At 64.6% G+C, this 25126-nt stretch carries 24 protein-coding genes; 5 read left to right on the plus strand and 19 right to left on the minus strand.

Annotation, left to right across the window (positions count from 1 at the left end):
- Positions 1 to 4 precede the first annotated feature (4 nt).
- The 7 genes from OIE68_RS19945 to OIE68_RS19975 all read right to left on the minus strand — a co-directional run bounded on the left by OIE68_RS19945 (position 5) and on the right by OIE68_RS19975 (position 5459).
- Positions 5 to 304 carry a hypothetical protein gene (locus tag OIE68_RS19945; protein ID WP_327100876.1) on the minus strand — a complete coding sequence of 100 codons (300 nt, stop codon included), beginning with the start codon at positions 302 to 304 and terminating at the stop codon, positions 5 to 7.
- 50 nt (positions 305 to 354) lie between these two features.
- A complete protein-coding gene (locus OIE68_RS19950) occupies positions 355 to 708 on the minus strand; it encodes a hypothetical protein (protein ID WP_327100877.1) in 354 nt (117 codons plus the stop codon).
- An 11-nt stretch (positions 709 to 719) separates the two neighbouring features.
- Positions 720 to 1436, minus strand: a complete 717-nt coding sequence (locus tag OIE68_RS19955; RefSeq protein WP_327100878.1) for a hypothetical protein — start codon at positions 1434 to 1436, stop codon at positions 720 to 722.
- The gene (locus OIE68_RS19960; protein WP_327100879.1) at positions 1433 to 1816 is read right to left on the minus strand and encodes a YbaB/EbfC family nucleoid-associated protein; all 384 of its coding nucleotides are present in this window, start codon (positions 1814 to 1816) and stop codon (positions 1433 to 1435) included. The genes OIE68_RS19955 and OIE68_RS19960 overlap by 4 nt, the downstream gene beginning before the upstream one ends.
- On the minus strand, positions 1813 to 3309 hold the full coding sequence (locus tag OIE68_RS19965; RefSeq protein ID WP_327100880.1) for a PPE domain-containing protein: 1497 nt from the start codon (positions 3307 to 3309) through the stop codon (positions 1813 to 1815). Before OIE68_RS19965 ends, OIE68_RS19960 begins: the two co-directional genes overlap by 4 nt.
- Before the next feature lie 29 nt (positions 3310 to 3338).
- A complete protein-coding gene (locus OIE68_RS19970; RefSeq protein ID WP_327100881.1) occupies positions 3339 to 4772 on the minus strand; it encodes a hypothetical protein in 1434 nt (477 codons plus the stop codon).
- 195 nt (positions 4773 to 4967) lie between these two features.
- Positions 4968 to 5459, minus strand: coding sequence for a hypothetical protein (locus OIE68_RS19975; protein WP_327100882.1), 492 nt, complete (start codon positions 5457 to 5459; stop codon positions 4968 to 4970).
- Between the two features lie 313 nt (positions 5460 to 5772).
- Here OIE68_RS19975 and OIE68_RS19980 point away from each other — a divergent pair, with 313 nt between their 5' ends.
- Together OIE68_RS19980 and OIE68_RS19985 are read left to right on the plus strand one after the other, a co-directional pair.
- On the plus strand, positions 5773 to 7209 hold the full coding sequence (locus tag OIE68_RS19980; RefSeq protein ID WP_327100883.1) for a DUF4226 domain-containing protein: 1437 nt from the start codon (positions 5773 to 5775) through the stop codon (positions 7207 to 7209).
- Positions 7209 to 8387, plus strand: coding sequence for a transglycosylase SLT domain-containing protein (locus tag OIE68_RS19985; RefSeq protein WP_327100884.1), 1179 nt, complete (start codon positions 7209 to 7211; stop codon positions 8385 to 8387). Before OIE68_RS19980 ends, OIE68_RS19985 begins: the two co-directional genes overlap by 1 nt.
- 31 nt (positions 8388 to 8418) lie before the next feature.
- On the opposite strand, the gene OIE68_RS19990 is transcribed toward OIE68_RS19985, so the two are convergent.
- From OIE68_RS19990 to OIE68_RS20000, 3 genes are all read right to left on the minus strand, one after another.
- Positions 8419 to 9867, minus strand: coding sequence for a C40 family peptidase (locus OIE68_RS19990; protein ID WP_327100885.1), 1449 nt, complete (start codon positions 9865 to 9867; stop codon positions 8419 to 8421).
- A complete protein-coding gene (locus tag OIE68_RS19995; protein WP_327100886.1) occupies positions 9864 to 10793 on the minus strand; it encodes a hypothetical protein in 930 nt (309 codons plus the stop codon). Before OIE68_RS19995 ends, OIE68_RS19990 begins: the two co-directional genes overlap by 4 nt.
- A 104-nt stretch (positions 10794 to 10897) precedes the next feature.
- Positions 10898 to 12778: a hypothetical protein gene (locus OIE68_RS20000; protein ID WP_327100887.1), complete on the minus strand. Its 1881-nt coding sequence runs from the start codon at positions 12776 to 12778 to the stop codon at positions 10898 to 10900.
- Between the two features lie 43 nt (positions 12779 to 12821).
- Between OIE68_RS20000 and OIE68_RS20005 the strand changes: the two genes are divergently transcribed.
- A complete protein-coding gene (locus OIE68_RS20005; RefSeq protein ID WP_327100888.1) occupies positions 12822 to 13085 on the plus strand; it encodes a hypothetical protein in 264 nt (87 codons plus the stop codon).
- A 256-nt stretch (positions 13086 to 13341) separates the two neighbouring features.
- On the opposite strand, the gene OIE68_RS20010 is transcribed toward OIE68_RS20005, so the two are convergent.
- From OIE68_RS20010 to OIE68_RS20040, 7 genes are all read right to left on the minus strand, one after another.
- Positions 13342 to 15870 carry an ATP-binding protein gene (locus tag OIE68_RS20010; RefSeq protein ID WP_327100889.1) on the minus strand — a complete coding sequence of 843 codons (2529 nt, stop codon included), beginning with the start codon at positions 15868 to 15870 and terminating at the stop codon, positions 13342 to 13344.
- Positions 15870 to 16406, minus strand: a complete 537-nt coding sequence (locus OIE68_RS20015) for a hypothetical protein (protein ID WP_327100890.1) — start codon at positions 16404 to 16406, stop codon at positions 15870 to 15872. Before OIE68_RS20015 ends, OIE68_RS20010 begins: the two co-directional genes overlap by 1 nt.
- The gene (locus OIE68_RS20020; RefSeq protein ID WP_327100891.1) at positions 16403 to 16663 is read right to left on the minus strand and encodes a hypothetical protein; all 261 of its coding nucleotides are present in this window, start codon (positions 16661 to 16663) and stop codon (positions 16403 to 16405) included. Before OIE68_RS20020 ends, OIE68_RS20015 begins: the two co-directional genes overlap by 4 nt.
- A gap of 18 nt (positions 16664 to 16681) precedes the next feature.
- Positions 16682 to 17692 (minus strand): conjugal transfer protein, encoded by a 1011-nt coding sequence (locus tag OIE68_RS20025; protein WP_327100892.1) that lies wholly within the window; start codon positions 17690 to 17692, stop codon positions 16682 to 16684.
- 122 nt (positions 17693 to 17814) lie between these two features.
- Positions 17815 to 18966 (minus strand): GAF domain-containing protein, encoded by a 1152-nt coding sequence (locus tag OIE68_RS20030; RefSeq protein WP_327100893.1) that lies wholly within the window; start codon positions 18964 to 18966, stop codon positions 17815 to 17817.
- Positions 18967 to 19275: 309 nt separating this feature from the next.
- Complete coding sequence (locus OIE68_RS20035; RefSeq protein WP_327100894.1) at positions 19276 to 20169, minus strand: ROK family protein; 894 nt, start codon at positions 20167 to 20169, stop codon at positions 19276 to 19278.
- A gap of 54 nt (positions 20170 to 20223) precedes the next feature.
- Entirely contained in the window at positions 20224 to 20676 is a 453-nt protein-coding gene (locus OIE68_RS20040; RefSeq protein ID WP_327100895.1) for a hypothetical protein, read from the minus strand.
- A 264-nt stretch (positions 20677 to 20940) separates the two neighbouring features.
- Here OIE68_RS20040 and OIE68_RS20045 point away from each other — a divergent pair, with 264 nt between their 5' ends.
- Positions 20941 to 21642 carry a MerR family transcriptional regulator gene (locus OIE68_RS20045; RefSeq protein ID WP_327100896.1) on the plus strand — a complete coding sequence of 234 codons (702 nt, stop codon included), beginning with the start codon at positions 20941 to 20943 and terminating at the stop codon, positions 21640 to 21642.
- A 128-nt stretch (positions 21643 to 21770) separates the two neighbouring features.
- Positions 21771 to 24122: a hypothetical protein gene (locus tag OIE68_RS20050; protein WP_327100897.1), complete on the plus strand. Its 2352-nt coding sequence runs from the start codon at positions 21771 to 21773 to the stop codon at positions 24120 to 24122.
- Here the strand turns inward: OIE68_RS20050 and OIE68_RS20055 are convergent.
- On the minus strand, positions 24091 to 24297 hold the full coding sequence (locus OIE68_RS20055; protein ID WP_327100898.1) for a hypothetical protein: 207 nt from the start codon (positions 24295 to 24297) through the stop codon (positions 24091 to 24093). The genes OIE68_RS20050 and OIE68_RS20055 overlap by 32 nt on opposite strands.
- A 2-nt stretch (positions 24298 to 24299) precedes the next feature.
- A complete protein-coding gene (locus OIE68_RS20060) occupies positions 24300 to 25073 on the minus strand; it encodes an enoyl-CoA hydratase/isomerase family protein (RefSeq protein WP_327100899.1) in 774 nt (257 codons plus the stop codon).
- Between the last annotated feature and the right edge of the window lie 53 nt (positions 25074 to 25126).

A 25126-nucleotide genomic window follows, 5' to 3' on the forward strand; every position in this document is an offset into this window, starting at 1 on the left:
ATGATCAGATCGAGTCGTATCGCTGGATGTCCGCGCCGCCCTGCACGTCGGCGGCGCTGAGGACATTCGTCGTGCTCACCGTCGCGGTGTGGGTAGCCCGCGCCCCCCGATTACTGGCAGCCAGAGCGTTGCCGAATGCAGTCACGATGCCCTGCCGGTGCGTGTCGAGCGTCCGATCCAGCGCCGATCCCGGCCGATGGTGCAGGACCAGGTCCGAGACCGTCCCGGAAACCTGACCCGAGACCGTTTCGATGGCGCCGGCGAATCTGCCTGCCGCAGCGTTCACTTCATGCGGTTCGTCCATATCCAACATGTCGGCATCCCGTCTGAGAGGTTCGGCGCGGAAATTTCGGTTCAGCTGGTGGCGCCGAATTCGGCATTCACCATGGCGCGGAAGGAAGCTTCGGTGGGCAGATCGAACGAGTCGATCGTGTAGGGACGCGTGCCCTTGTACTCCATTTCGGCGCGCAGCCCGACCCGGGACTTCATATGCGCCAAGCGCGCGAGCCGCAGAATCTCCCTGGCCAACCAGGCATCGCCGTTGTCGCGAGCGTCGTCGGTGATGTGCAGCCCGACGATCTCACCGTCACGATCGCAGGCGACGCCGCAGGTGTGGTCGGGATTGAACACTTCGTAGACCATGCTCCGCCAGTCGGGAGCAGGCGCGGCCTCGTCCACATCGAGCTCGTCCGGATGTGTATCGGTCACCGGGATCCCTCCTAAAGTCGTTCGGCGTGTTGACGATTCGAGGATGCGCTACGCACGGACGGATCCTCATCGGGTACTTCCAGCCGCTCGGCCAGGGCACTCCACGCGGCATCATCGATGCTCATGATCTGGCGCAGCTGCCAGAATCGAGCGCCGAGGTACATCTCGGCGGTGCCGTCTGGGGCGATATCGAGATGATCGGGCCCCTCGTTCGACGGATTGAGCGTAACCGTCGTTATCGGGGGACGCGCGTCGTCGACATTCATGATCGTCGCGCCGCCACCGGGAATGAAACTCTGCCGACAGCGCGGACTCGATGCGATCGCGACATCGGCGCTATTGGTGGTCACCGTGATCTCGGGGTTGAGCAGCAATTGCACCGCCCAGGCGCGGGCCGCGACTTCGGGCCGATCGGCATTGATGGCGATGGTCAACGCGGTCGCCAGGTCGACGACCAGCAATGTTTCGGTGGTGGTGACACCCACGATCACCAACCGCTTCGCGGTGCCGACCGGAAAGGGCAGATCGTCAGCGCCGAGGGTCACCACATCCGATCCGACACCGGCACCGGTCGCGGGATGGGCGACGACGGTTCCGGTCGCGACGTCGATGGTGTACGCGGCCACCAGACTCGGCATCCGCTCCGCGACCCCGGCCAACCGGACCAGGCCCTCCTCGTGCAGCCACCGCACGGTATCGGCAACGGTGACCGCGCCGGGTTCGGTCATGACGGCACCGCACCAGCTGTCGCCGGGGACGACCCAGACGGACCGGATGGGCCGGACGGACCCGACGACTCCAACGGCTCGGGCGGCGGCACCGATTCCATCACGGCCTGGTACTGGCGCGCCGCATCGGCGGTGCTCTCCCGAATAGCCGCCATGATCTCGGTGACCAGTTCCTGATTGGTGAGACGGTCCACGGTGCCCGGCGCCAGAAACAGATCCGTCAGCCGACCCATCGCATCCAGCTCAGGGATGATCGCACCGCTGGGCGAGGGCCGACGAGCTCGGATACTGTCGATCCGCTCACGCATATCAGCGATTCGATGCCGCAACTCGCGGGCGGCGTCGAGGGCCGCCTGTACATCGGGGTGGATATCACTCACACGGAACCTCCGGATTGGTTCGGGCCCTGGCCGCCTTGCGCAGGCGTCGGCGGTGTCACGGTCGGGGCGATCGTCGGCCGTTCCCCGATTACCTGTTCGGTATGGGGGGTGTCGTCGACATACATCAATCGGTCGGGATGCCAGGCGACCACCCGATTGCGTTCGTTGCCGTTGGCGCCGCCACCACCGCCCATACCCGGGGACATCGGCATATACGGCATCATCCCGGTCCCGGTACCCGCACCGCGCGCGGCCGCCGCGGCCGACGAAGTGGACGACGCCGCGTCGATGACCGGTGTTCTCGGCATCCCGACCGCGGTGCTCGATGCCGCACCCGCGGTCGCGACGATCGGCATCGCGCCGACCGAGACCGAGGTGCTCGCGCCGGAGATGTCCGGGATCCCGGCGCCGGAGATCGAACTCCCGGAGCCCCCGGAGCCCAGCGATCCGAGGCCCGAGGGGATGCCGAGATCGTCGTATCCGTAGTCGCTGTACTCGTCATCGAGGCCACCCGAGGTGTCCTGGTTCTGCGCCATCCCGGCAGCGGAAGACATGGCGCTCATCATCGCGGGGAGCATCTGGGACAGCATGCTGCTATCGCTGCCACTGCTGCTTCCGTTGCCGTTGCCACCGGCCTCGCCCGTACCACCCTCGGCGGGAAGCTTGGAGTTGACGGTCGTGGTATAGCCGGTGATCGCCTCGGCGGAGCGGGCGTTCTGCTCCTGGAATTCTGCAAGCGCCGCTTGCAGCGCCACCTCGTTCTTCGACTTCATCGCGGCCAGCAACCGCTTGCGGGCCGCGATAATCTCCTCCGGGGTCGGATGTTTCGCCTTCGCGGTCGAGAAGGCGGCGCCGTAGGCGTCGACATTGTCGGCGAGTGCCCCCAATTCGGTACCGAGCTGACCCAACCAGTTCCGATGTTGGGTGAGGTGCTCGGACACCGTGGTGCCGACCGGGCTCCAGTTCTGCATCAGGGTGGCCGCACCGTCGACACCTTCGGCGGCCGCGGTGTGGAAACTCCCGGTGTAGTTGCGGACCTCGGTCGCGAATCTGGTCGCCGGGCCGGGGCCGGGGCCGGTGTGCAACTGCTTTGCGAAGGTGAGCGGGTCGACGGATCCGGTGGCCGCGGGCAGGTTGAAGGTCGGCGCCTGCCGGGCACCGAATTCCTGCACATCGCCTACCGGATTGGCGAGGATCTCCGCGCCGCTGCCGTTCACAATGCGCGCGCCCAAATCATCGGTCGCGGTGTAATCGGCTGCCGCACCGCCGATGTGGTGTGCGTGGCGTTGGACCTCGTTGAGCACGCCGAGCACGCCATTGAACAGCGATGCGGCCTGGGCGTTGAGCCGGGGCACATGTGCTCCGGAGATCGGGTCAGCCCCTGCGGGCTGCACCCAACTGTTCGGCAGTCCCGCCCCGGTGTCACGCGCCAGTGCGGCCAGCTTCGAGGCCACATCGACGAGTTCCGCCGGATCGACATTCAGCGGCGCCATCGCCTCCTCCTCTCACATCCGGCTCACGATCACGCCGGAGCGGCCACTGCGGGCATGGCCGCACTCGCCGACGGATCGCCGGTAACCGGCATACCCGACATCTTGCCCTGATCCTCCTCGCCCGGCGCGGTCGCTTCGATGCCGTGCGGATGGTTGAATCCGACGAACTGGCCGAATTCCCCAGCGCTGTCGGACATCTCCGTCGGAGTGAACTGCTTCAACTGGCCGTTGACCACGACCTCCAGTGTGCCACCGTCATCGGCGGGGAAGGCCACCACGATCGCGGTGCGCTCGTCCCAGGTCGCGACATCGCCGGTCATCAGCTGGTACGGATCGACCGGGGTCCCGATCTGCTTCTTGTCCGACCACTTCGCCGGAGTCTTCGCGTAGGCCGCCTGGGCGTCGGTGCCGCTGGCGTTGCCGAACGCCGCATCCAAAGCCTGTGCGACAGTGGCAGATACCTTCTGGGTCCGGCCGTCCGGAAAGGTGTACACCACGGTTCCGTCGGAATTCGGCGTGCGGCCCGGCATTCCGGCCGTGGGCTGCGAGGAGGACGAATTCGCCGGGGGTGCGGTGCTGTGCGCGGGTGCGGGGGTGTTGGTCGCGGCCTGCACCGCGGGCTGGGCAGGCGTGACGGCCGCGGGTACGGCGCGGACTTGGTCCTCGTACGGGTCGTATTCGCCGCGCCGACTGTTGAGGTCGGTGTCATTCTGGCCGCGGTTCATCATCTGCGACATCAACATCGGCAGCATCGAACTCATCATGTCCATACCGGAACTCGCCGGCGATGCGGCCGCACTCGGCACCGATGGTGTGGCGGTACTCGGATCCGTGGCGCCGTTGTTGAGGTTGTCGAGCGCCTGCTGCACCTTGTCGTCGAGCGAGTCACCGGTCGGCGTGGTTCCGGTGTCGACTCCGGGTGTGGTCGGATTGAGATCGTCCAGCCCGGGGACAGTGGAACCATCGTCGATGGGGGTGACGCCGGTAGGGTCGATACCCGGAGTCGTCGGAGTCGTCGGCACGGTAGGGACGGTCGCCGGATCCAGCAGCTTCTTCTTCAGATCCGCGTTCTCCTGCTGGAGCTTCTTGATCTGCTCTTCCAGCTCTTTGAGCTTCGCGGCCTCTTTGTCGGCGTCGCCTGCGACCTCCGAGTTTGCCGAACTCGCCTCGTCGAAAGCAGTTGCGACCGACTGGATCGCCTCGTTGCAGAACTCGTAGATGTGCTGATCTTCCTTCTTCCCCGGGCCAGGCAAAGTCGGGGCTTTGTTGGAAATGTGGTCGATTCCGGCATTAACGGCCTTCTGCGCGGCAATGGAGATGGCCTCGGTCTCCTTAGCCTTCGGCGCAATCGCCTTGGCCGAGTCATCGATCAGGGCGGCCGCCTGGCGCAGGCTGGTCGCCGTGCTCCCGTAGTTTGTGAAATGGGACAGATTCGAACCCTCGACCTGAGGGGGCACTGGCATCTCCGGTGGGGCGCCCTTATTCTCCTCGCCGTTGCCACAGCTGTCGAAATAACCTTGAAACGTCGTGGGCAGCTTCTCGTACCAAGTTATCGTGCTTGGCAGCGGCTCATACTCTGGTGCCACCTGCCTAATCTGATCGGGATCAGGCATCCACATTTGGTGAATTTTCAAGGAGTTGCTCCTCGGCCGGATCCGTTACGAGATGGGCTTGATGGGTAGTTCGGCAAGAGCGGTCGGCGATCCTGCCGTCATCGAATCGTAGAGTTTGTTCATATACGCGGCACCCAAGCCGCGGCCGAGTGCCTTGACACTCCGTTCCCCCCAACTCGTCGCCAGGCCCTTCGTGATCTTTCCCTTGGCCGCCCCCGTGGCACTGCCATACAGTAACTTCTGGGCGCCTTTCTGCATGCCCAGCTTGGCCAACTTCCCGCTCCCGCCTTTCGCTAGTGCCCGGAGAGCACCGCCCGCGAGCTTGCCGCCGGGAAGCGCACCGAAGAGGCCGTCGACGAGTCCCCCTTGGATGGCGTCGTCCCAATCCTTACCCTCCGCATGGCTCCAAATCGCGCTTGTCGCAGCGCCCGCGAGCGGACCGAGGACCACGCCAGCTCCAGGAATCATGGAGAACGCGGCCGTGATCCCGCCGACAGCGAGGTCCTTCCCGCTGAGGCCGAACAAACTGAAACCCATTGTGATCACCTATCCGATGACGCGCGCACCTACCCGCAATAGATCGTTGACGACCATGCGTGGACGGTCTATCGACCCCCTCATTGTTGAGGATTCCCAATAGTGGGAACCTGAGGTGCACACCGAACGAGTCAGGATGATGACGGTAGGGCATGCACTGACGTGCACGAATTGCCATGGCCACCACGTTGTTCCGGTCCGCCGGGCATCGACACGGGAGGAAGTACCGGATGAGCCTCCACCGCCTACCGCTCGGGCGTCCGGCACCGCCGGTCACTCATGCCCGCATGCGGTGGGCGCACGGCGGTGCCCGGTGACGAGCGCCGAGGCGGAGATCGCCGTCGAGCATCCGGAGGATGCAGGCGATGCCGAACAGGAGCAATCCGCTCCGGTAACCCCGTGGACGAACAGACAGCGGCGCACGAATCCGTCGGCGCCCGGCCAACCGGTGGCATCAGGACCGAACAGTTCGTCACCAGCAAGTCAGGGAACGACGAACAACAATGCCGTGCCGGGGCAGAATGGGGCGCCGGCGACGCCGCAGGGGCAGGCGGCGCCGGGGGGATCCGCTCCGGGTTCGTCGGCGGTGCCGCAGGGGAATGTTGTCGCGCCGCCGGATGCGGCGGCGGGGCAGGGGCAGCCGCCCGCTACACAACCGCAGGCCCAGGCGCAGGCCGCGCCCGCTGAGCCTGATCATTTGGTGGATCCGGATACGGTGGCGGCGTTGGCGCCTGCGGCGTTGTCTGCGGGGGCGATGGCGTTGGGTGTGTTGCCGATGCTGGCCTCGGCGTTGGCCGGGCTCGGCAGCGGTGGTGGTAGCGGTAGTGGTTCGGGTACCGGTACCGGTGCCGATAGTGGTGGTGCGGACGGGTCAGAGGGTGGGTTGTCGCCGGAGGCGCAGAAGGCGTTGCAGGCGTTGAAGTTGCTCGCCGCTGTTTATGGTGATGGGAAGACCGATGATCCCGAGGTCAAACAGTTACGGCAGCAGTTGGGGATCAACGGGACCGGTTCGGGAGCGACCGCGATCAAAGCGCGGCAGTTGTTCCAGAAGAACGCGGCGACCGCGTTCAACAACCTCGACAACCAATTGGCTTCCTACATCACCGGTTTGGCCGGTAACCACAAGGTCGACAAGAAAGCGGTCACCGCGCTGATCCGCGAGGTCAACGTCGCCCTGGCCGAACTAGGCCCCCAGGCCTACACCAAAGCCGGACGCCAGAAAGTCCACCAAATCCTCACCAACGCACTACAAAAAGCCAGCCAGATCGTCACCGGTACCACAGCCAACGCCACCGACACCGCCAACGCGATCAACCGGCTCACCAACCAATACCTCTACAACATCGCCGGGAAAAAGTATGCGGGCGGCGGCAGCAGTGGCCAGATGCCCGGCGGCACTGTCGGTGACTGGATCCAGCAGGCACTGCAGGTGCTGCAGCAGATGGGCTACGACATCAGCAAGATCGATCCACAGGCGATCGCGCTCATCATCCAGCACGAATCCGGCGGCAATCCCAACGCCACCAATAACTGGGACAGCAATGCCGCGAAGGGCACACCCTCTATCGGCCTCATGCAGACCATCGGCCCGACGTTCAATAGTTACGCCGCGCCGGGGCACAAGAACATCTACAACCCGGTCGACAATATTGTCGCCGGGGTCCGCTACTCGATAAGCCGATACGGTTCAGTCAGTAATGTGCCGGGTGTCAAGGCGGTACGCAGCGGCCGAGCGTACGAGCCCTACTGATGCCACCGCCGCAGCGGGACACACCGGATCCGAGCCTCGACAACACACACGAGGCCCGGCCGGGCACAACGACATCCGAACCACGCCGGAACACGACGCGGCGCAGTGCGGCGCGGGCACCGACCGGGATTCCCGCCGCTGTCCCGCAGCAGCCCGCCACGGCCGCGCGCGGTCCGGCCGGGGCGCCGATCGCCGAATCCGGTACCGCGGCAACCGGATCCCCCGTCGGCGCCCGCCCCGACGCACTCGCCGGATTCGGTGCGAGCGCACCGTACGCGGCGGCGGCGCTCGGTGCACTGGCATCCATGGCCGCCCAGTACGGCAACGCGAACCCCACCGCGGATACCGGTCAGCCGTACGCACCACCTGCGCTCGGCTCCGGACAACCGACTTCATGGCCCGGCGAATCGGGCACTCAGTACGCGGCGAACAATCTCGACACCGCCCGGCGCGGTCAATCGTCGCAATCGTTGAACGCCGAACTCGGCCGCCTGCTCGGTGGCGCCGCGGATACCACCATCCGGGGCCGAGCCGCCATCGATGGCATTATCGCCGAGGTCAATACGGCCATGACCGCACTCGGCGGCGTCGCGGATACCACCGCCGGGCGTCAAATGCTGATCACTACGCTCGGCAATGCCTTACAGCGCGCAGGCACCGTACTCGGACAGGGCCAGGCCGCGACGGCGATCACCGCGGATAAGGTTGCAGCACTGGCCGACCGCTTCCTGCAGAACGCACGTCCGACCCGGCAGCCGCAGCGCCGGGCCCAGCCGAGCACCAGTGGATCAAGTGCACGTCCGCCGCGCACCCGCCCGTCCGGTCGTCAAGGTCAGTGGATCAACGACGCGCTGCGCATCCTGGCCGCCAACGGCTACGACACCCGATACATCAATCCCGCCGATATCGCCGCGATCATCCAGCACGAATCGGCGGGCGATCCGAATGCGATCAATCTCTGGGACAGCAATGCCGCCAAGGGAACTCCGTCCAAAGGCTTGATGCAGACCATCGATCCGACTTTCAACGCCTACTCGCTGCCCGGTCACCGCGATATCTGGAATCCGGTCGACAACATCATCGCCGGTGTGCGGTACGCCATCTCCCGCTACGGTTCGGTCAGCAATGTGCCCGGTATCGAGGCGATGCGCAATGGCGGGCACTACGTCGGTTACTGAGCCGGGATACGCCGATCTCGGCAGCCGACCGCTACGACCACCGGGTGGCGTGATAGCTACTCGGCAGATTGCTCACTTTGACCACATCTCCGGTGTGCGGCGCTTGGACACATTGGCCGTTCCCGATGTACATCATGACGTGGCCAGGATTTCCGTTATTGAACTGCTCACCGGGGAAGATCAGGTCGCCGGGGCGGATATCGGCCGGGTTGATCTTCTGCAGCTGCTTGTACTGGTCGGCGGCAACGCGTGGGATCTTGACGCCCGCCTGCGCGGCCGCATATTGCATGAGTGACGAGCAGTCCCAGGAGTTCGGACCGTTGGCGCCGAAGACGTACGGATCGCCGAGTTGAGCCATCGCGGCCTGAATCGCCTTCTGCGCAGCCGCGGTCGTCCCGGTGGCTGCGGCGCCTGTGTATTTTTTTCCGGCGATGTTGTAGAGGTATTGGTTGGTGAGCCGGTTGATCGCGTTGGCGGTGTCGGTGGCGTTGGCTGTGGTACCGGTGACGATCTGGCTGGCTTTTTGTAGTGCGTTGGTGAGGATTTGGTGGACTTTCTGGCGTCCGGCTTTGGTGTAGGCCTGGGGGCCTAGTTCGGCCAGGGCGACGTTGACCTCGCGGATCAGCGCGGTGACCGCTTTCTTGTCGACCTTGTGGTTACCGGCCAAACCGGTGATGTAGGAAGCCAATTGGTTGTCGAGGTTGTTGAACGCGGTCGCCGCGTTCTTCTGGAACAACTGCCGCGCTTTGATCGCGGTCGCTCCCGAACCGGTCCCGTTGATCCCCAACTGCTGCCGTAACTGTTTGACCTCGGGATCATCGGTCTTCCCATCACCATAAACAGCGGCGAGCAACTTCAACGCCTGCAACGCCTTCTGCGCCTCCGGCGACAACCCACCCTCTGACCCGTCCGCACCACCACTATCGGCACCGGTACCGGTACCCGAACCACTACCGCTACCACCACCGCTGCCGAGCCCGGCCAACGCCGAGGCCAGCATCGGCAACACACCCAACGCCATCGCCCCCGCAGACAACGCCGCAGGCGCCAACGCCGCCACCGTATCCGGATCCACCAAAGGATCAGGCTCCGCACGGTGCTCCGCCCCCGGCTGAGGCCCAGGCTGCGCAGCAGGCGGCTGACCCGGCTGCCCCACCGACTGATCCGGCGGCGCCACAACATTCCCCTGCGGCACAGCCGTCGAACCCTGACCAGGGCCGCCCTGCGCCGCCTGCCCCTGCGGCGTCGCGGGCGCCCCGTTCTGACCCGGTGCCGGTGATGAACCGTTCTGCCCGGGCGACGTACCGGATCCCGGATTCACCGGACCGGTGCCCGCGCGCGGTCCTTCCTTGCGCTCTTGCTTACCCGACCACGGCGTCACCGGGCCGGATTGCGAATCACCCTCTCCCCCAGCACCTTCGGTCTGTTCGTCGACCACTTCGACCTGGTAATCCGCGGGCCACACCTCCGCACTGGTCACGATCCACCCCCCAGCACTCGCTTGATGCGGACATCACGGCCGGTCGGCATCGACTGCTCGACGAACCGTCCGGAATAGGCATCATAAGTCATGACTTGTGTTGCACCGAGGGCGATTCCGGTCCGGGTGGGTGCGTTGCTGCGGTAGTCCCAGAAGACCAGATCACCCGCCGAAACCGCGGCGGGATCGACCCGCTGTCCGCACGCCGCCTGGGCCGCAATGGTTTTCGGAAGCACGATCACCGCTTTGCCGATACTCGACGATTGCCCGCACGCGACCGCCGCCGATCCCGGCTGGGCCGACGTACCACTCGCCGTCGGTGCCACCGTGGCGGGTGCGGTGTCGTCCGGTGGAAGCGCCGTCGGATCGCAACGCCCAGTCACTGCGCCGGCCGAGGCCTGATAAATCACATCCCGCGTCAGCCCTGCCGCACTCGACGGGCCACTCGGCGCACCGTCGGCACTTCCTGACGACGCTTTCAGCGCATGGTTGATGGCCAATTCGCGGGCACAGTCACCGAGCAATCCGCTCATAGTCGTCTGCAGCGGCGGCAGTTGATACGGCGCGGATTTCAATGCGCTGACGCAGGCCCTCTGCCATTCGGAGGCGTCGGTGTCATCCGGGGCGATGGTCAGCTCCGCATAGGGGTTGGTGGTCGGTATCGACGACCTCGCCGAGGCGGTTCCGACCGACCGGGATCCACCACTCGCGATTGCGGTTGTGCTGGCAACCACGGTCGCGGTGCTGGACGGATCCGGGCCCACCGCGCTGTCGCACTGATAGCTGAGATCAGCGGCGGATGGCGAGGTCACCCCGCCAACCGCCAGCACCACCACCGCCAGCATGCCGCTGCAACCCCCCATCACCAACAACAACACCCACACCCAAGCCGGAATCATCGCGAGGACCATGAGGCGGTTGATCATCGAATGTCCTTCCTCGGTATTGCATGTATATCGGATCGCCGCCGAGCGTCGGTCTTGCGCTGCGGATGCGCGGCAGATCTATCTCGGACGAATCGCCACTCCGGTCAGTGCCTCAGTTGACCCGCCATCCCGCCCATCGCTCGGGCATAACCGGCGGGGTTTGGATGGGGATTCGCTCCAGGCGACGGCAGTGAATTCCACGGTGTTCGCTGGACGCGAGCGGCCCACTGGTCGGAATCGGTGGCGGCGGAGACCACTCGTCTGACCTCACGCATATTCTGTGCGTTGCCGGGGGCCGCAATGAGGTTATCGATGGCTGCCTCCGACAGCATGGCGTGTTCATTTCCGATCCAGGCGATCATGCGTCCCGCGCCTTCACGGTCGACACCAGCCAACCCCGGTCCCGTCAACCCCGTGGGTACAGCGCCGCCCCCTGCCAGGGCTTGCAGCGCCTCCATTTTTCTCTGCGTCGGATCAGCCATGTAGTCCTCGACAAAGAGGCGTTGGGCCCCGATGGGCGCACCACCGTCGAGCGTGACACCGCCCGGATTCGCCCGTCGGAATCGGAACGCCGCCGCCTGCAACGTCGCGTAATCGGCCGCGGCCTCCTCGATGTCACCGCCGCCATTCGCGACGCGCAACGCCGATGCTTCAGCGCGTCGCACGGCGGCGACAACATGGCCGAGGTGTTTGTCCGCCAATGTTTCATCCTCGGCGTTCTGGGCGACGATCGCATGGGAGCGAATGGCGTTGAACATGACTCTCTCGTCGGTGAACCCGGCGCCGAGCATGGCGCCGTAGGCGGCGTCGAGAGTTCCACCGGCATCCATCACACCTTGCACGGCCGACGCCGCGCCCAGGACCGTGTCGACGCCGTAGTGCTGGGCCGCCACCTCGGCGCCACGCGCGTATTGCATCCGGTTCATATAGGACTGGACATAAGCGCCGTCGGCCCCGCCGAATCCTTCTCGCAACCACACGCCTCCCTGCGACTGCGTCATCGCCCTCTTAATCCTGGATTGCGGGTGGATCGATCCAGGCAGTCCGCCCATCGCCCATTCGGTCAATGGCGAGTTGGCAATTGTGCTTAAACCGCCCATCAGCGCCATCAATCCCAAGCCATGCATACCGTTACCGGCACCCATGGTTCCCATTCCGAGCGCTGTGCCACCGCCGGAGTAGGACGGATTCACCTTCGCGCCGCCATTCTGAATTGCCAACGCGAACCGGTTGGCTATCCAATCATTGCCCTTGTGCAAACCCGCATTGAGGCGTTTCAGCTGAAAAATGGCGACGATCTCGACAACCGCCACGATGACGAATACCGACATCACCCGGCCCTGCGCCTGCTGGAACAGGTTACCCAGAAACAGCACATAAACACCGAGGAAGACGATGTTGATGGTCATCCACAGGGCCGAGAAGAACCCGTGCACCACACATCGGATCGTGAACGCCTGGGTCGGTCCGTACACGAATCCGCCCGCCGCGAACCCGAAAATCGTCAAAAATCCATAATAGATCGCGTCGAGTGCGGCCCAGATGACCTTGATGGCCAGGTACGATGCGAACAACAACAATATGAACGCGCAAAGCAGCAATAGCAGACCGGCGCCGATCTGCCCCACGCTCGGATTGTCCGCCGCACTGTACGCGGCGGTGTCCCCACAGCTCTTCAGGCCGCTCTTGACTCGATCCTCGCTGCCGGCCATCATCCCCGCCGACCACGCCGACTTGCATGCTGGCCGGTCGTCGATCACATGTCCGAAATTCCACACTTGCAGCGGCTTCCGCGCGAAATTGTCCGCCAGATCGGCCTGCATAGTGGATATCAGCTGGGCGGCGTTCGGATTATTGTTTCCATTCAAGCCCGCCGCCACCGAAACCCCCAGATTGCGCCCCTGCGCCAGCATTCCGTCCTGGGAGAATTCCTCGGCCAGCGGCTCGGCCAGAAAGAGCGGACCGAGCACCGCGACCGCCAGCATCGTCACCACCTGTACCGTCGCCTTCGCGTGATAGCCGCGCACAATGAACCAGCCGACGAAGAACGCGCCGATCGCCGCCGCGACGGCCAATACCATCGGCGTCGCGATCTGGCCCGACAGACTCTTGGCCGCCCGTTGCAACGGTGGACCGAACAGATTCAGCCACCCGAAGTCGAACGCATTGCCGATCATCCAGTCCGCGGTGTTCACACCGACTATCCACAGTGCGAAGATCAGCACGATCACGAACGCAAGCACCACATTCCCGGGACTGAATATGCCGCCGTGGTCGGTGACGAATGTATAGTTCGACAGCGGCACCCCTTCCGAGTCTCGGACATTCATCCAGCTGGTCGCGCTGTTGACCGTTGACGGTGTGGTCTCGGTGCCGGTCTGCGCGGTCGCCATCGCATTCAGGACACCGGGAAATACGAAGAGCACGAAAGCCGCGAAGAGAATCCACGCGATCCAGCGTCGGCGGCGGGTCGCGCCGATCCAGGCACGACCCCGCCGGAATACGGCGTGCGGCGCCCGGTCGGCCGGATCCCAGTCCGGCGCCCAGATCATTGAATGGCCTGTCTTTGCGGTACGGCGGTCCGGGCTCCGGCCGCTGCGGCCGGTGTGCTGGTGATGGCCGCCGCGCGGTCGGGCCGGGCCGGGCCGAGTACCTTGCCGCGTCCGATTCGGTTCAGCGCATCGCGCATAAACATCTCACCACGGCGTTCGTCGGGCACCTGCCGGCCCGGACCGACCGGCGGGGAGGTCTCCTCTCGCAAGATCTGCAACAGGAACGGGGCCTCGTCCAAATCCACACCGAGCCATTTCAGACTGTTGCGAGCCAATGTCTCATCACGCTGGCGGAAGACGAACCTGTTTGGAATCAGATTATGTGCCGCACCCTGGAAGTCGGTGGCGGGATCATGCGAAGCCAGCCCGATCGCGGCGAGGTGTTTACGACCGTCTCGGCTGAAATCCGAGGTCACCGACGCGCCGACCTGGGTCTGGGTGAAATGGTGTGCCTCGTCGCCGACCAGCAAGCCGAACCGGCCATTATCGGTAAGGAACGCCTCTCGAGCGGCGACGCCGACCAATTCGTACAGCGCAGTGCCGAGTCGTTTCGTCAGCGGCAATCGGTTGTACAGGTGCGGGGTGGTGAGTTCCTCCGCACTGGGCAACGCCAGATTGTGGCTGCGGACCACAGTCGCGGCGGCGTTGAGCCGCAACGGCCGCAGCTTCGGGTCGAACAGCACCGGCACCCGCTCGACAATCGTGCCGAGCCGTGCCGCCAGGTCGGCATACTCCTCCTCCCGGCCGGGCTGGTCGCGCAGCCGCTGGACGACGCGATACAGATCGAGCAGACTCCGAATGCCGTGCTCGGCAATGCTTTTGGGCGTCAGAAGATTGCTGGCGGCGGCTCCGGCACCAGAGGTCGGCGACAGATCCAGCAGCGGCAGAATCGAGTCCAATGCCCGGTCGCCAGCGATCCGTGGATCGAACAGCCGCAGCGGATCCAGGGATACGGTCGGATTGGCCAAGTCGATGACCACGGCATTATCGATCGAAGAGGCGAAGTGCTCCCATTCGCCGACCTGGCTGCGGTCGATGGCGAGGAACTGGCCGCCCATATCGTGGACGAGCACCGCCATGAGTTTGAGGAAATAGGATTTGCCCGACCCGAGTTCGCCGGTCACCGCGAACGACGCGGACAAATCGTGTAGCGCCGCCTCCATAATGCCGAAATGGATCGGCTCGAAATTTCCGGACAGCAGATTGACCCCGATCACCGGGCCACTGTCATCACCGACCTGGCTGGTGGTGAACGGTACGAAACCGGCCCACATGTCCGAAGGGACGATATGGGCGAAATCGTCGAATGCCCGCCGCGGCGGGCTGCCGGGAATCAGCATCGACCATAGATCGACCTGCGCGCCGACCGGTGCGGTCATCTCGACCTGGAACCGCTTGTACCGGCGCTTGAGCGTATTCACCGCGTCCATCGTCGCATCGCGAGTTGGCCCGCCGATCGCGACCACGGTGGTGAACGACACCTCCGATTCGCCGCCGTTGACCTCGAAGTGCTGGTTGTACTCACCGAGCATCTGTGCCTTCGACATCAGGGTATTCTGCGCGAAGGAAACCTCCTGGTCGCGCTGGTCCATCTGCTCGCCGAGCCGCCGCAGACTCAGCTCATTGTTCTTCAGCACCACTTCCGCGGGCTTCGTCGACACCCGCATTCCCCAGTCGACGGTGACATCCCCCAAACCCTCGAGCACATTCAGGAATTCGCTGCCACCGGGAAATGTCATCCCGGAATAGGGGAATGAGCGTGGTGTGAGCATCGACTGATAGGACTGCCGATAGTCGTAATCCGGCTGCACCACCTTGATCACCGGAATGAAGGACGGGCGGATGCGTCGGTTGCTATCGGCCTGCGCGCCTTCGTCGAGCGCCGCCGCGGCGAATACCGCCGCCGTCGCGTCCTCGAGTGCACCGGACCGCGTCGGCGCGACCGGATCGCCCACAGCGCCCCGCGCCAGGTAGTGCTCCCACAGCCACTGGAACAACGCGGCCGGCACCGGAACCGGATCGAAATCGCCGCCGATCCGAGACAGGATCTCATTGGCCTTCTCGTCGTAGCCGTCCAGGTCGGCACGCGCGATCGCGGTGGCGTCGATCGTGCTGGTACTGCCGCGCCACACCCGCGAAAGGGCGGAGATGCTCGAACTCGAGGAGCCGACCGGAATCGAGAGCAGGAATATCCGCGTCTGCGGCATGATCGCCCGGATCCGTTCGAAGGAGGCGACCACCTCGTCGGCATATTCCTCGCACTCGTCGAGGTCCACGCCCTCCACCATCTTGGTCAGCACGTCGATAGTGTTGAGGCGGGCCTGAATACCGAGCAGCAGCGAACCATTCGGCAGATTGTTGATCAACGAGTGGTGGGCGACTTTCACATCGAACTTGTCACCAGCATTGCGCAACCCATATCCGAGCGGACTGATGAAATAGGTGGCGGTGACCAGGCCCGAATGGGTGAATTGCAGATTCCCGCGAATCGCGGCGGTTGGCTGGATATCTTGTCCGAACGCCATCAGCCGCGCCCTTCGGTGGTGTAGTGACCGTTACCGTTCATTCGAACACTCAGATCCGCCCCGCTCCCGCCCACCCCGAGCGCGCCCAGCAACTGAGCGCCGCCGAGCGCGCCGCGCTCGGCGGCGTCCGCGGCGGCCACCGGATCGGGCAGGATGACAACCACGGATTCCTCGATGAACATGGCATGGCGAGGCGAGTTCGCGTCGATCGGCATGCCGGAGGCGGAGACCGGTTTGCGGAAGAGGATGAGCCGACCCACCCACATCGCCCGCGAGATCATTCGGACGCCGGTATACGGCACCAGCCCGAGACCGAAGACGGCCGCCACCGTCCCCACCAGACCCGCTACGAAGACGACCGCGGGGTTGACCGGAAAGGTCATGGCACACACCGACGTCACCAGCATCAGCACCACCCCGCCCGCCACCTGCGGCAGCGTGTAAGGCCCGAAGGGCAGCTTCTGCCCGTTCTGAGCCTTGCCGATCATGGTGGGAACCCGTTTGATCGGCGTGAAGACCTTGATCACCTGGGTCATCGATAGCCACCGATGGGGTGATCGGGGACCACGATGTTGGAGTCGGTGCGCGCGTAGTTGACCAGTGTCGGAAGTATCCAGAACAGGACCGCGGCGAGCACCGCCGATCCGGCGACGGCGAGGATCTTCCCGGGCGACAGCTTGGATTTGGCCGCCTCGGATATCAGCACACCCATGCTCAGGATAGTGATCAGGATCAGGCCTGCCCAGCGGACGAAGATCAGGATGTTGTACAGGATGGCGCTCAAATTACCCACGGCCGTGCCTCTTTCGTATCAGTTCTGGGTAGCCCGCGGAATCTGCACCGTCGTCGACGGCACCGACGTCGTCGAGCTTGGCGCACTTCCGCGCGAGTTCTGCTGGTCGGCGATCACGGCAGGCGGGTTGGTCATCGCGGGTACCGCATCGACCGACTGCACCTGCCATTGGCCACCATCGCGGACCATGGTCAGCGGGTAAGCGAGCGTCGCGACCGCCCCGCCGTCGGCCTTGGGATTGACGGTGACGAGCACCTGCGCGCTCGAACGCGCGGTACCACAACTGTTGTCGTCCGAGGTAACCGCGACGGTCTCCACGGCGGTGAACGGGGCCGGGCGCAGCGCGGCGATCCCCGCGTCCAGGGTGACGTAGCGGCCTACATCGCCACTACCCGTCAGATACGTGGTCAGAAAGCCCGAAGCCACTTGCGTGAGCGGCGTATCCGCCGTGCACGGTGAGGAGTATGCCTGCGACAGGTCGGCGCCGCGGCTGGGCGGTTCGACCAGGGCGGGCAGCGCGAGCGCCCGCAGTCGACCGTTGAGAACCGATACCCCGACCCGATAGAACTGGCGGGTGTCCGCGCCGGTGCTGCTGTTGGCGCTGGTGCCGGTAGTGCCGGTAGTGCCGGTAGTGGTGCTGGCAGTCGAAGCGGACTTACCCGTCCGCACCGATACGGTCACCGACCAGACCTCGAGTGTGTCGAAGCTCCCCACGCGCGATACATACACCACGGCAGGATCCGATACCTGCCGGGCCGTCGAGGGCAGCGTGATCTGCTGTGCACTGGCTCCGACATATTCGCCGAGCCGATCCTGTTGTCCGGCAACCGAACTCAGGTAGGTCACGATGAACTGCTGAGCGAAGGAGCCGGCCAATTGCGCGCGGCCGATAGTCGCCGGCGTCGCACTGTCGGACGGGGGCGGCGGATCCGAGGCGAAGAAATCGAGGATCGCGTGCCCGCCACCGAGTACGGCCAGCACCGCGAGTACCGCGACGATCACATTGTCGCGGCGGCGGCGTGCGACCATTCGGCGAAGTAATTCATCGCCTGAATCCGTCGATCTGCCAACCATTGTCCGCACTCTCGAAATGGTAGAGAGGACCATCATTTCCAGCCCCCGTCATCGTTCCCAAGATTGGGGACAGCGGATCAGTACACAGGGCTACGTTTCAAGCGATGTGCGAGCCGATACTGCAGCTGATCGTCGTACCCGATCGGCGCCTGCCCCTGCGGGGTTTCCAGCGCGTTGCGCCCGGATTCCAGCATCGGCATGTCATCGGCGACGCGCACCAACTGGGCGATCGCGAGTTGCCGACTCGGATAGCCCGGATACGGATAGAGCAGCAGCGACGTCGGCGTGTAACCGCCGCCGTAGTTGAGGGCTCGCACCGTGACACCCGCCGTATCGCCGGACTGCAGCCGATCGCTCAACGCCATCAAACGGACGCGGTCGTCCGGATGGAAGACGTCCACCGGCCGGAACAGATAGTCCCATCGAATCCAGGGCGCCGGATCCGTGAGCCAATGCGAGATACTGGCGCGCTCGGTCTGGACGATCGCGAGGTGGGTTCCGGCCCGCCGGTGGGCCTCACGCAATCCGACCCGCTCCAGGGTCGGCCACTCCGAGGGCTCATTGTCCGAGGTGACATCCTCGATCAACAACCACGCGCCGTGCGTGCGAGCGTCGGCGCGGGCCCGGATACTGATCCGCCACCGTCCCGGCCGCTCGGGACCATCGGTCACCGTGACCTCGAACTGGAGCTTGTCACCGACCCTCGGACTGTAGAGCAGATCCAGGACCTCGGCATGTCGATTGAAGGCCGAGATCCGATGGAACAACTCCGCGATCGACATCACCGGCACGTGTTGCTCGGCCGAGTTCCCCGTCAGCCGGGTCGCACCGATCGGCTGCTGAATGGTCTGGGTATCGAGGTCCCAGATCGCACCCACAGCAGGCGGTAGTTCCGGGCAGGTCGTCCCTGCGGAGCCCATCCACAAACGCACGGCGTGCACATCGCCACCCGGCCCGAACACCGGTCGTATCCGCAGTGCGTGCGGACCCGAACCGGTCGCGAGCGTCAGATCCACGTCCTCGGCTTCGTCGCGCGCCGCCCGGATCGCATCGATCAAGCTCCGGGTTTTGAGGCTGTCGTAGAGTGCCGGAGTCCGCGCCATCAGCCGCTGCAGTACTCGCTGCCAGTCGGCGAATGCACGCGGTGCGTCTCCGACAGATGCCACCGACATCGCCTCGGGCGTCAACGTCTCGATCGTTATCCAAGGATTTACTGCGCCACTTGTCATCGCACTGCCCGTACCAACCGTTCGTCGGAAGCCGTCACCTGTGTGTGACACGGATAATGTACCGCTATATAACGGCTCGTTCAACAGGTTTACGGATGTCGACATCAGTTGCAGTCTGCATGACGTGACCACCCCACGTTCACCCAGCGGTCGTTTCTTAACGTCCGCTTAAGAACGTATGTACACACGTCAGAATTCCCGCAGCTCAGCGCAGTTCGCGCGAGATGCGGCAAATCGCGCCACAAAGCCTGGGACCAGCGACGAACGCACTGGCCCCAGGCTGAATTCCACGCCCGCAACCGCGACGGGCTAGCCCTCTCCCGCCGTCAAGGCCAGTACACCGGCACCCGCCAGCACGCCCACCGCGCCGAGTTCCGATGGCACGACTCGCAATCCGGTCAGATAGCCGAGCCGGGCATGCGTCGCGACCGCAGCGCCGAGCGCTTTCCACAGCGAGGTACCCGGCACCGCTAGCGTGCCGCCGATGACCACCAGGTCCAGGTCGAGCAGTGCGGCCACCGAGGCGATCGCGCGGCCGAGCGCCGTCCCGGCCCGGCTGAGCGCGGCATCCGCGAGTTCGTCACCCGCACGCGCCTGACCGACCAGGTCGTCGACCGAGGTGCCCTGCCAGCCTTGCGCGCGTGCCCATTTCACCGCGGAGATGCCGCCGGCGACCGTCTCCAGACAGCCACGTCCGCCGCATTCGCAGAGCTCATCGAAGCCCGGCACCAGCACATGGCCGAGGTTTCCCGCGTTTCCGGTCCGACCGACCACCACGAAACCACCGACCATGACCCCGGCACCGATCCGATCCGAGACCATGACCGCAAGGGCGTCGAGTACGTCGTTCGTTGCGCCGAAGTTACGCTCGGCCAGGCCGAGGCAGACGCCGTCGAGTGCCAACAAGACGATGGCGTTCGGAAACAGCTTCTCCACCGCCGCCACGATCCCGAAACCCGCCCCCCACTCGGCGATACCGGGCGGTGCCACCACACCGGCGGCCATATCGAGCGGACCCGCGGAGCCGATTCCCACCCGGGTGACATCTTCGCCGCCGGCGGCCTCGAGCAGCAGGTCACGGCAGGTGTCCCAGGCCGCACGAGCCGGAATCGGGACACGCCGGATCTCGTCCTCGCCGACGTTGTCGGCCACCCGACTCGCCGCGAAACCGTCCGGCCCGATCTCCAGAGCCAACATCGTCATGAGTTACACACCGCCAGAATGAAGTCCGTCGTGAATACTGGACGAAAGCATAGGTCAGTGTGCGCCGGTTCCGGTCGGCTCCAGCCGACGACCCAGCACGATGTGGCGCCGCGGCGCCGCCGAGATCGGATCGGCCGGTGCGGGACGCGAGCCGGTTCGGATGATCCGCAGTGGCCGCTTGTGGTCGACGGGAGTGATGCGATGGCGGTCCAGATCCGCGACGACCTTGCCCGCACTGTCATAGGGCACTCCCGCCCAGATCATCGCGCGTGGGCCGGTACCGCGCTCGATAAGTGTCTGCGCCAGCTGTTCACATTTCGCGAATACCGGGCAGCTCTCGCAGATTCGCATCGCCGCACGCCACGAGTCCGGAGTGCCGACGTCCAGATCCCAGTCGTCGGGACCGTCCGCGCAGGGCGGCCGATGGGCCGACCCGCTGGGAAGCGTCGAAACCTTTGCTGTCACAACGGTTTCCACGACCAGGGAAGAAGATTGCGTGATGCTCATAGCCGTCTCCGGGGATGCCGAGGGCGCGCCAACTCCGTTGTGCGGGCCCATTGGTCGGGCGGTCATCAGGGCTGCTCAACAGTCCCCGGAAGGTCCAGCATGTACTGGTCTACGCACGTTAACCCACGATTGGCCAACTCGGCAATCGCTTCTGCCGCTACTTAACGGCACGTTGACCAACATGTGATCTTGGCGTATCGTTAGTTAACGGTACATTTGTTCGCGGGCCATCCGCTGAGGAGCGAATTGTGGTTTCCTATGGATATGGCTGTTGAGTCCGAGTACACGATCGACGAGCTAGCGCGGGCAGCCGATACCACCGTGCGCAGCGTCCGCGTGTACCACGAACGAGGACTCCTTCCATCCCCCGATGTCCGGGGGCGCATCGGCTATTACGGGTCGGATCACCTCAACAGACTGCAGACGATCAGTCGTCTGCTCAGTCGGGGCATGAAGTTGAACGGGATTCGGGAACTGCTCGAGGCCTGGGATCGTGGTGACGGATTGGCGGAGGTGCTCGGTGTCAACGACCAGCCCGTCTCCGAGCCGACGACGGTCGCCGCCCCCGGCTCGCCCCGCGCGCAGCGCAATCAGGCACCCCCGGAACTTCCGGAGTACGTGCAGCAGGCGCTCGCCGCCAGCGGCGATCCGCACGAGGCCTACCGGGTGACCAATCCGCGCTGCGGCGACCTGACCACCCGACTCGTCGATGCGGGGATTTCCGCGCGCGATGCCTTCGAACTGGTCGAGCGCCTCAGAGCCGATTGCAATCAGATCGCCGATCAGTATGCGACCCAACTGTTCTATTTCCTGGCGGGCCAGACCTACGAACAGTCCGGGCGCACACCGAAGGACCGCGCCAAACTCGAATCGGATTTGGCCATCGCGCGGCTGATCGCCACGCGCGCCACATCGGAGCTGATCGATCAGGCCTTCGCCAGACATTCCGAACTGCCGCCTGCCTGAAATCGAATTACACCCAATCAATTCGATGTGCTGTCGGTAACAGTCGCCCGTATTCCATACGAATTCAATACGAATCATCCTGAGCCCAATGGGTTTTCGGTGCTCGACCAGCCATTACGTTAGTATGTGTGTTTGGGCGATCGGATAATCTTATCGGCACGCGACTCGGATCGGGCAAGATCGACCGCCCAAACGCGTTGTCGGACTTGGAGTTCTGGGATGCGGCGCGGTGGCGTCCGCGCGCGGTGATCCGTCGATGCGGGTATTGGGTCAGCGCGACTCGGCTGCGCAGAATAACGGCACGGCTGCTGCTCGGCGTATTCGCGCTATTCGTTGTTCCCATGACGATCGGCGCGGTGGCGACGGCGCAGACGGGAACCACGACCGCCGGGTCGTCGACGATCGATGGCGTCGGCTGGATGAATGTCCGGGATTCGCACGGAGTTCCGCTGGCCAATTATGTCTTCGCCACAAATCACGGCAGCATTCTGCATCCCGGAAATGTCGCGTTGTCGACCGCGCTCGATCTGGAATTCGCAGGGTTCATGGCCACCGAGGTCACCGGAATCTGGGTGATCGAGTACGTGGTGAGCTTTCGCTGGCTCGACCTGATAGCAGACCCGTTGACCCACGTCGCCGACACGCTCGCCGGACAAGTCGGCACGCCCGTCATCCTGGTGCTCGCGGTGACCGTCGGCGGAGTACCCGTTGGCGTGTTCATCGTTCGCGGATACTTCTCCAAGGCCACACTTCAGGTCGTGACGATGATCGGTGTCGCCTTGTTCAGCGTGCCCTACCTGGCACATCCGATGGCCGATGTCCTTTCCTCGGACGGATTGCTCGCACAGGGACGCGACGTCGGCGTGGCGGTAGCCGCGGGCCTCAACGGCCAATCGAATCCGAGCCCGAATGTGGTCGTCGATTCGATAGAGGGCACGCTAGCCGACAACTTCGTGCGTTATCCGTTGCAGGTGTGGAACTTCGGCCATGTCGTAGACGACTCACCGGCGTGCCGGGCCGCATGGTCGGAAGGGGTATTCGCCGGTAGCGACGACAAGGTCACCAGCGGTCTGAAACGGTGCGGCGATGTCGCGGCGTACACCAAGAGCCAGAATCCCAATGCGGGCCAGATCTGCACCGGCCTGCTATTGCTGGTTTTCGCCTTCGTCCTGCTGATGTTCGGCGTGTATCTGTCCGGAAAGATCGTGGTGGCCGCGGCGGAGGCGATCTATCACGCGTTCATGGCCATTTTCGGCTTCGCTGCAGGCGGATACGTCTATGGACCGAGCCAGACCTTCCTGCTGCGCAATGTCGTCGATGCCTTCGTATCGGCAGGGAAGATGGTCGCGTTCAACCTATATCTCGGCATCTACGCCCTGGTCCTCGGCGATGTTTTCAAACAGGCGAAGGGCCACGGCATCGCGGTGATCTTCATCGGTGGATCGTTCATGATCATCGGAATCGTCCTGTTACGCCGGATGAGCAGCAGCCTTGCCGCCGCGCCCGCCCGGATAGCGGGTCGGATCAGTGGTGTGCTCGCAACCGGACATGCGTCCCAAGGTGGTGGCGGAGGCGGAGGCGGCCCCATGATGGCAGCGGGCGGCAGCATGTCCGGAACCCAGCGGCTCATAACCGGACTCGCGGCGCTCAACACTGTGAACGCCTCGCCGGTGACCGAATACCTCATGGGCCGCAGGCGCTCGCCGTTGAGTTCCCGCGCGAAGCTACGTCAGGAAGCCGAGCTGGCCAATATGGTGCAGGCTGCGGAGGCGGGCCGCTTCGGCTGGATCCGCAATTACTACCGGACTCGCGAGCAGATCATCGACTCCGCGCGATCGGCCGCGGCCACATATGGCCACACCCCAATGGGCGCCGCCGTCGCGGTGGATCGGGTGATCGACCGTGGAGCAAGCCTCGGCGATGCCGAAGCGGCTTTGTTCAGTGCCGGATTCACCGATAAGGAAATGCGGACCAACGCCATCAAGGCCTACAACTACCGCACGAGTTGGGGGCCGAATATGTGGGACGGCGACAAGCATGTCGGGCAGGCCATCGCATCGCTCGGCGTGCTCAAATTGGGCGAGACCCCGGCCAATATCGCTCTGTTCAAGCGAACCGCGCACCGGCTCGCGGACCGTCGCTTCGCCGATCCGAGCCTGCAGTTCAGCAGCTTCACCGCGCCGGAGCAACAGTTCCTGCGCAACTACTTCGACAGTCCCACCGAGCCGGTCATCCACGCGATTCGGGATGTCGTGTCGGGCACCGGAAATACCTTGCCCAACCTGACCGGAACCGTAACCCGGGATCGTGCCGCACTGATGAACAGGTTCATCAACGTGCACCTCAGTCGGGAGTACCTAACCGCGGCCGAAGCCGAGAACTTTGCCGGAGCCTCGGAAATCCTGCAGAAGATGGCACTGCCCGAGTACTGGACGGGGAGCAGCACCCTCACCCCGTCCAAGGCCATTCCAACGTTCTAGCCTCGGTCTTTCGCGCGCGAAGCGTGCTTAGGGTGCGCCATCGGTATTCGGCGGCGCGGGAGCCCGCATGCTCGTCGATCGCAGTCCACTCATCGGCCCGTGGGTCGAAGAGCCGCTCCAGAGCCGTGCGTGCGGGCGCGCCGAGGCTGGACGCGCGGTCGTCGATGGTGGTCATCTCTACCTTCCTTCGAAGACGGGGGTGCGGCGTTCGGCGAATGCGGCGACGCCCTCGGCCCAATCCCGGGTGGCCATCAATGCCAGGAGGTCGCGCGGTTCGGTGGCCAGCGCGACGTCGAGGGGGTCATCGCGGTGCAGTGCCGCCTTCATCCGAGCCAGCGCGAGTGGCGCCTTCGCCGCGAGGGTTTCGGCGAGCGCTCGAGCCGACCCGAGCAGCAGATCCCCGGGTACCGCGGAATGGGCCAACCCCCAATCGAGTGCCTGCCGACCGGTGAATCGCTCTCCGAGGATCAGCATGTCCGTGGCCCTACGCAGACCGACGAGACGCGGAAGCCGGTTGGTCACACCACCACCGACGAAGGTGCCGATGCTCACCTCGGGAAACCCCATCTGCGCGTCCTCGGCCATGACCAGGAAGTCCGCGCTGACGGCCAGCTCCGCACCCGCACCGAGGGCATATCCGTTGACCGCCGCCACCACCGGGGTGGACATCGTCTGGATCTGCTCACAAGCACGCTGGCCCAGCTCGACGTAGCGCGCCTGCTCCGCGGGCGTCGTGGTGCCGGACTTGTGCGCTTTCAGGTCGGCACCCACACAGAACGCCCGTCCGGCACCGGTGAGGACGACACAGCGGATACCCGAATCGCAGTCGGCGACATTCAGTTCGTCGACCAGGATCCGGTACAGCTCCGCGCTGACGGCGTTGAGCCGTTCGGGTCGGTTGAGAACGAGCGTCGCGATGGAACCGGATCTGCTGACCAGCACGGTGGACATGGGCCTCACTTCTTCCTCGGCGGGTCCGACACCCGCACTATGCCATATATTTT

It is taken from the genome of Nocardia vinacea (assembly GCF_035920345.1).
Classification (GTDB): Bacteria; Actinomycetota; Actinomycetes; order Mycobacteriales; family Mycobacteriaceae; genus Nocardia; species Nocardia vinacea_A.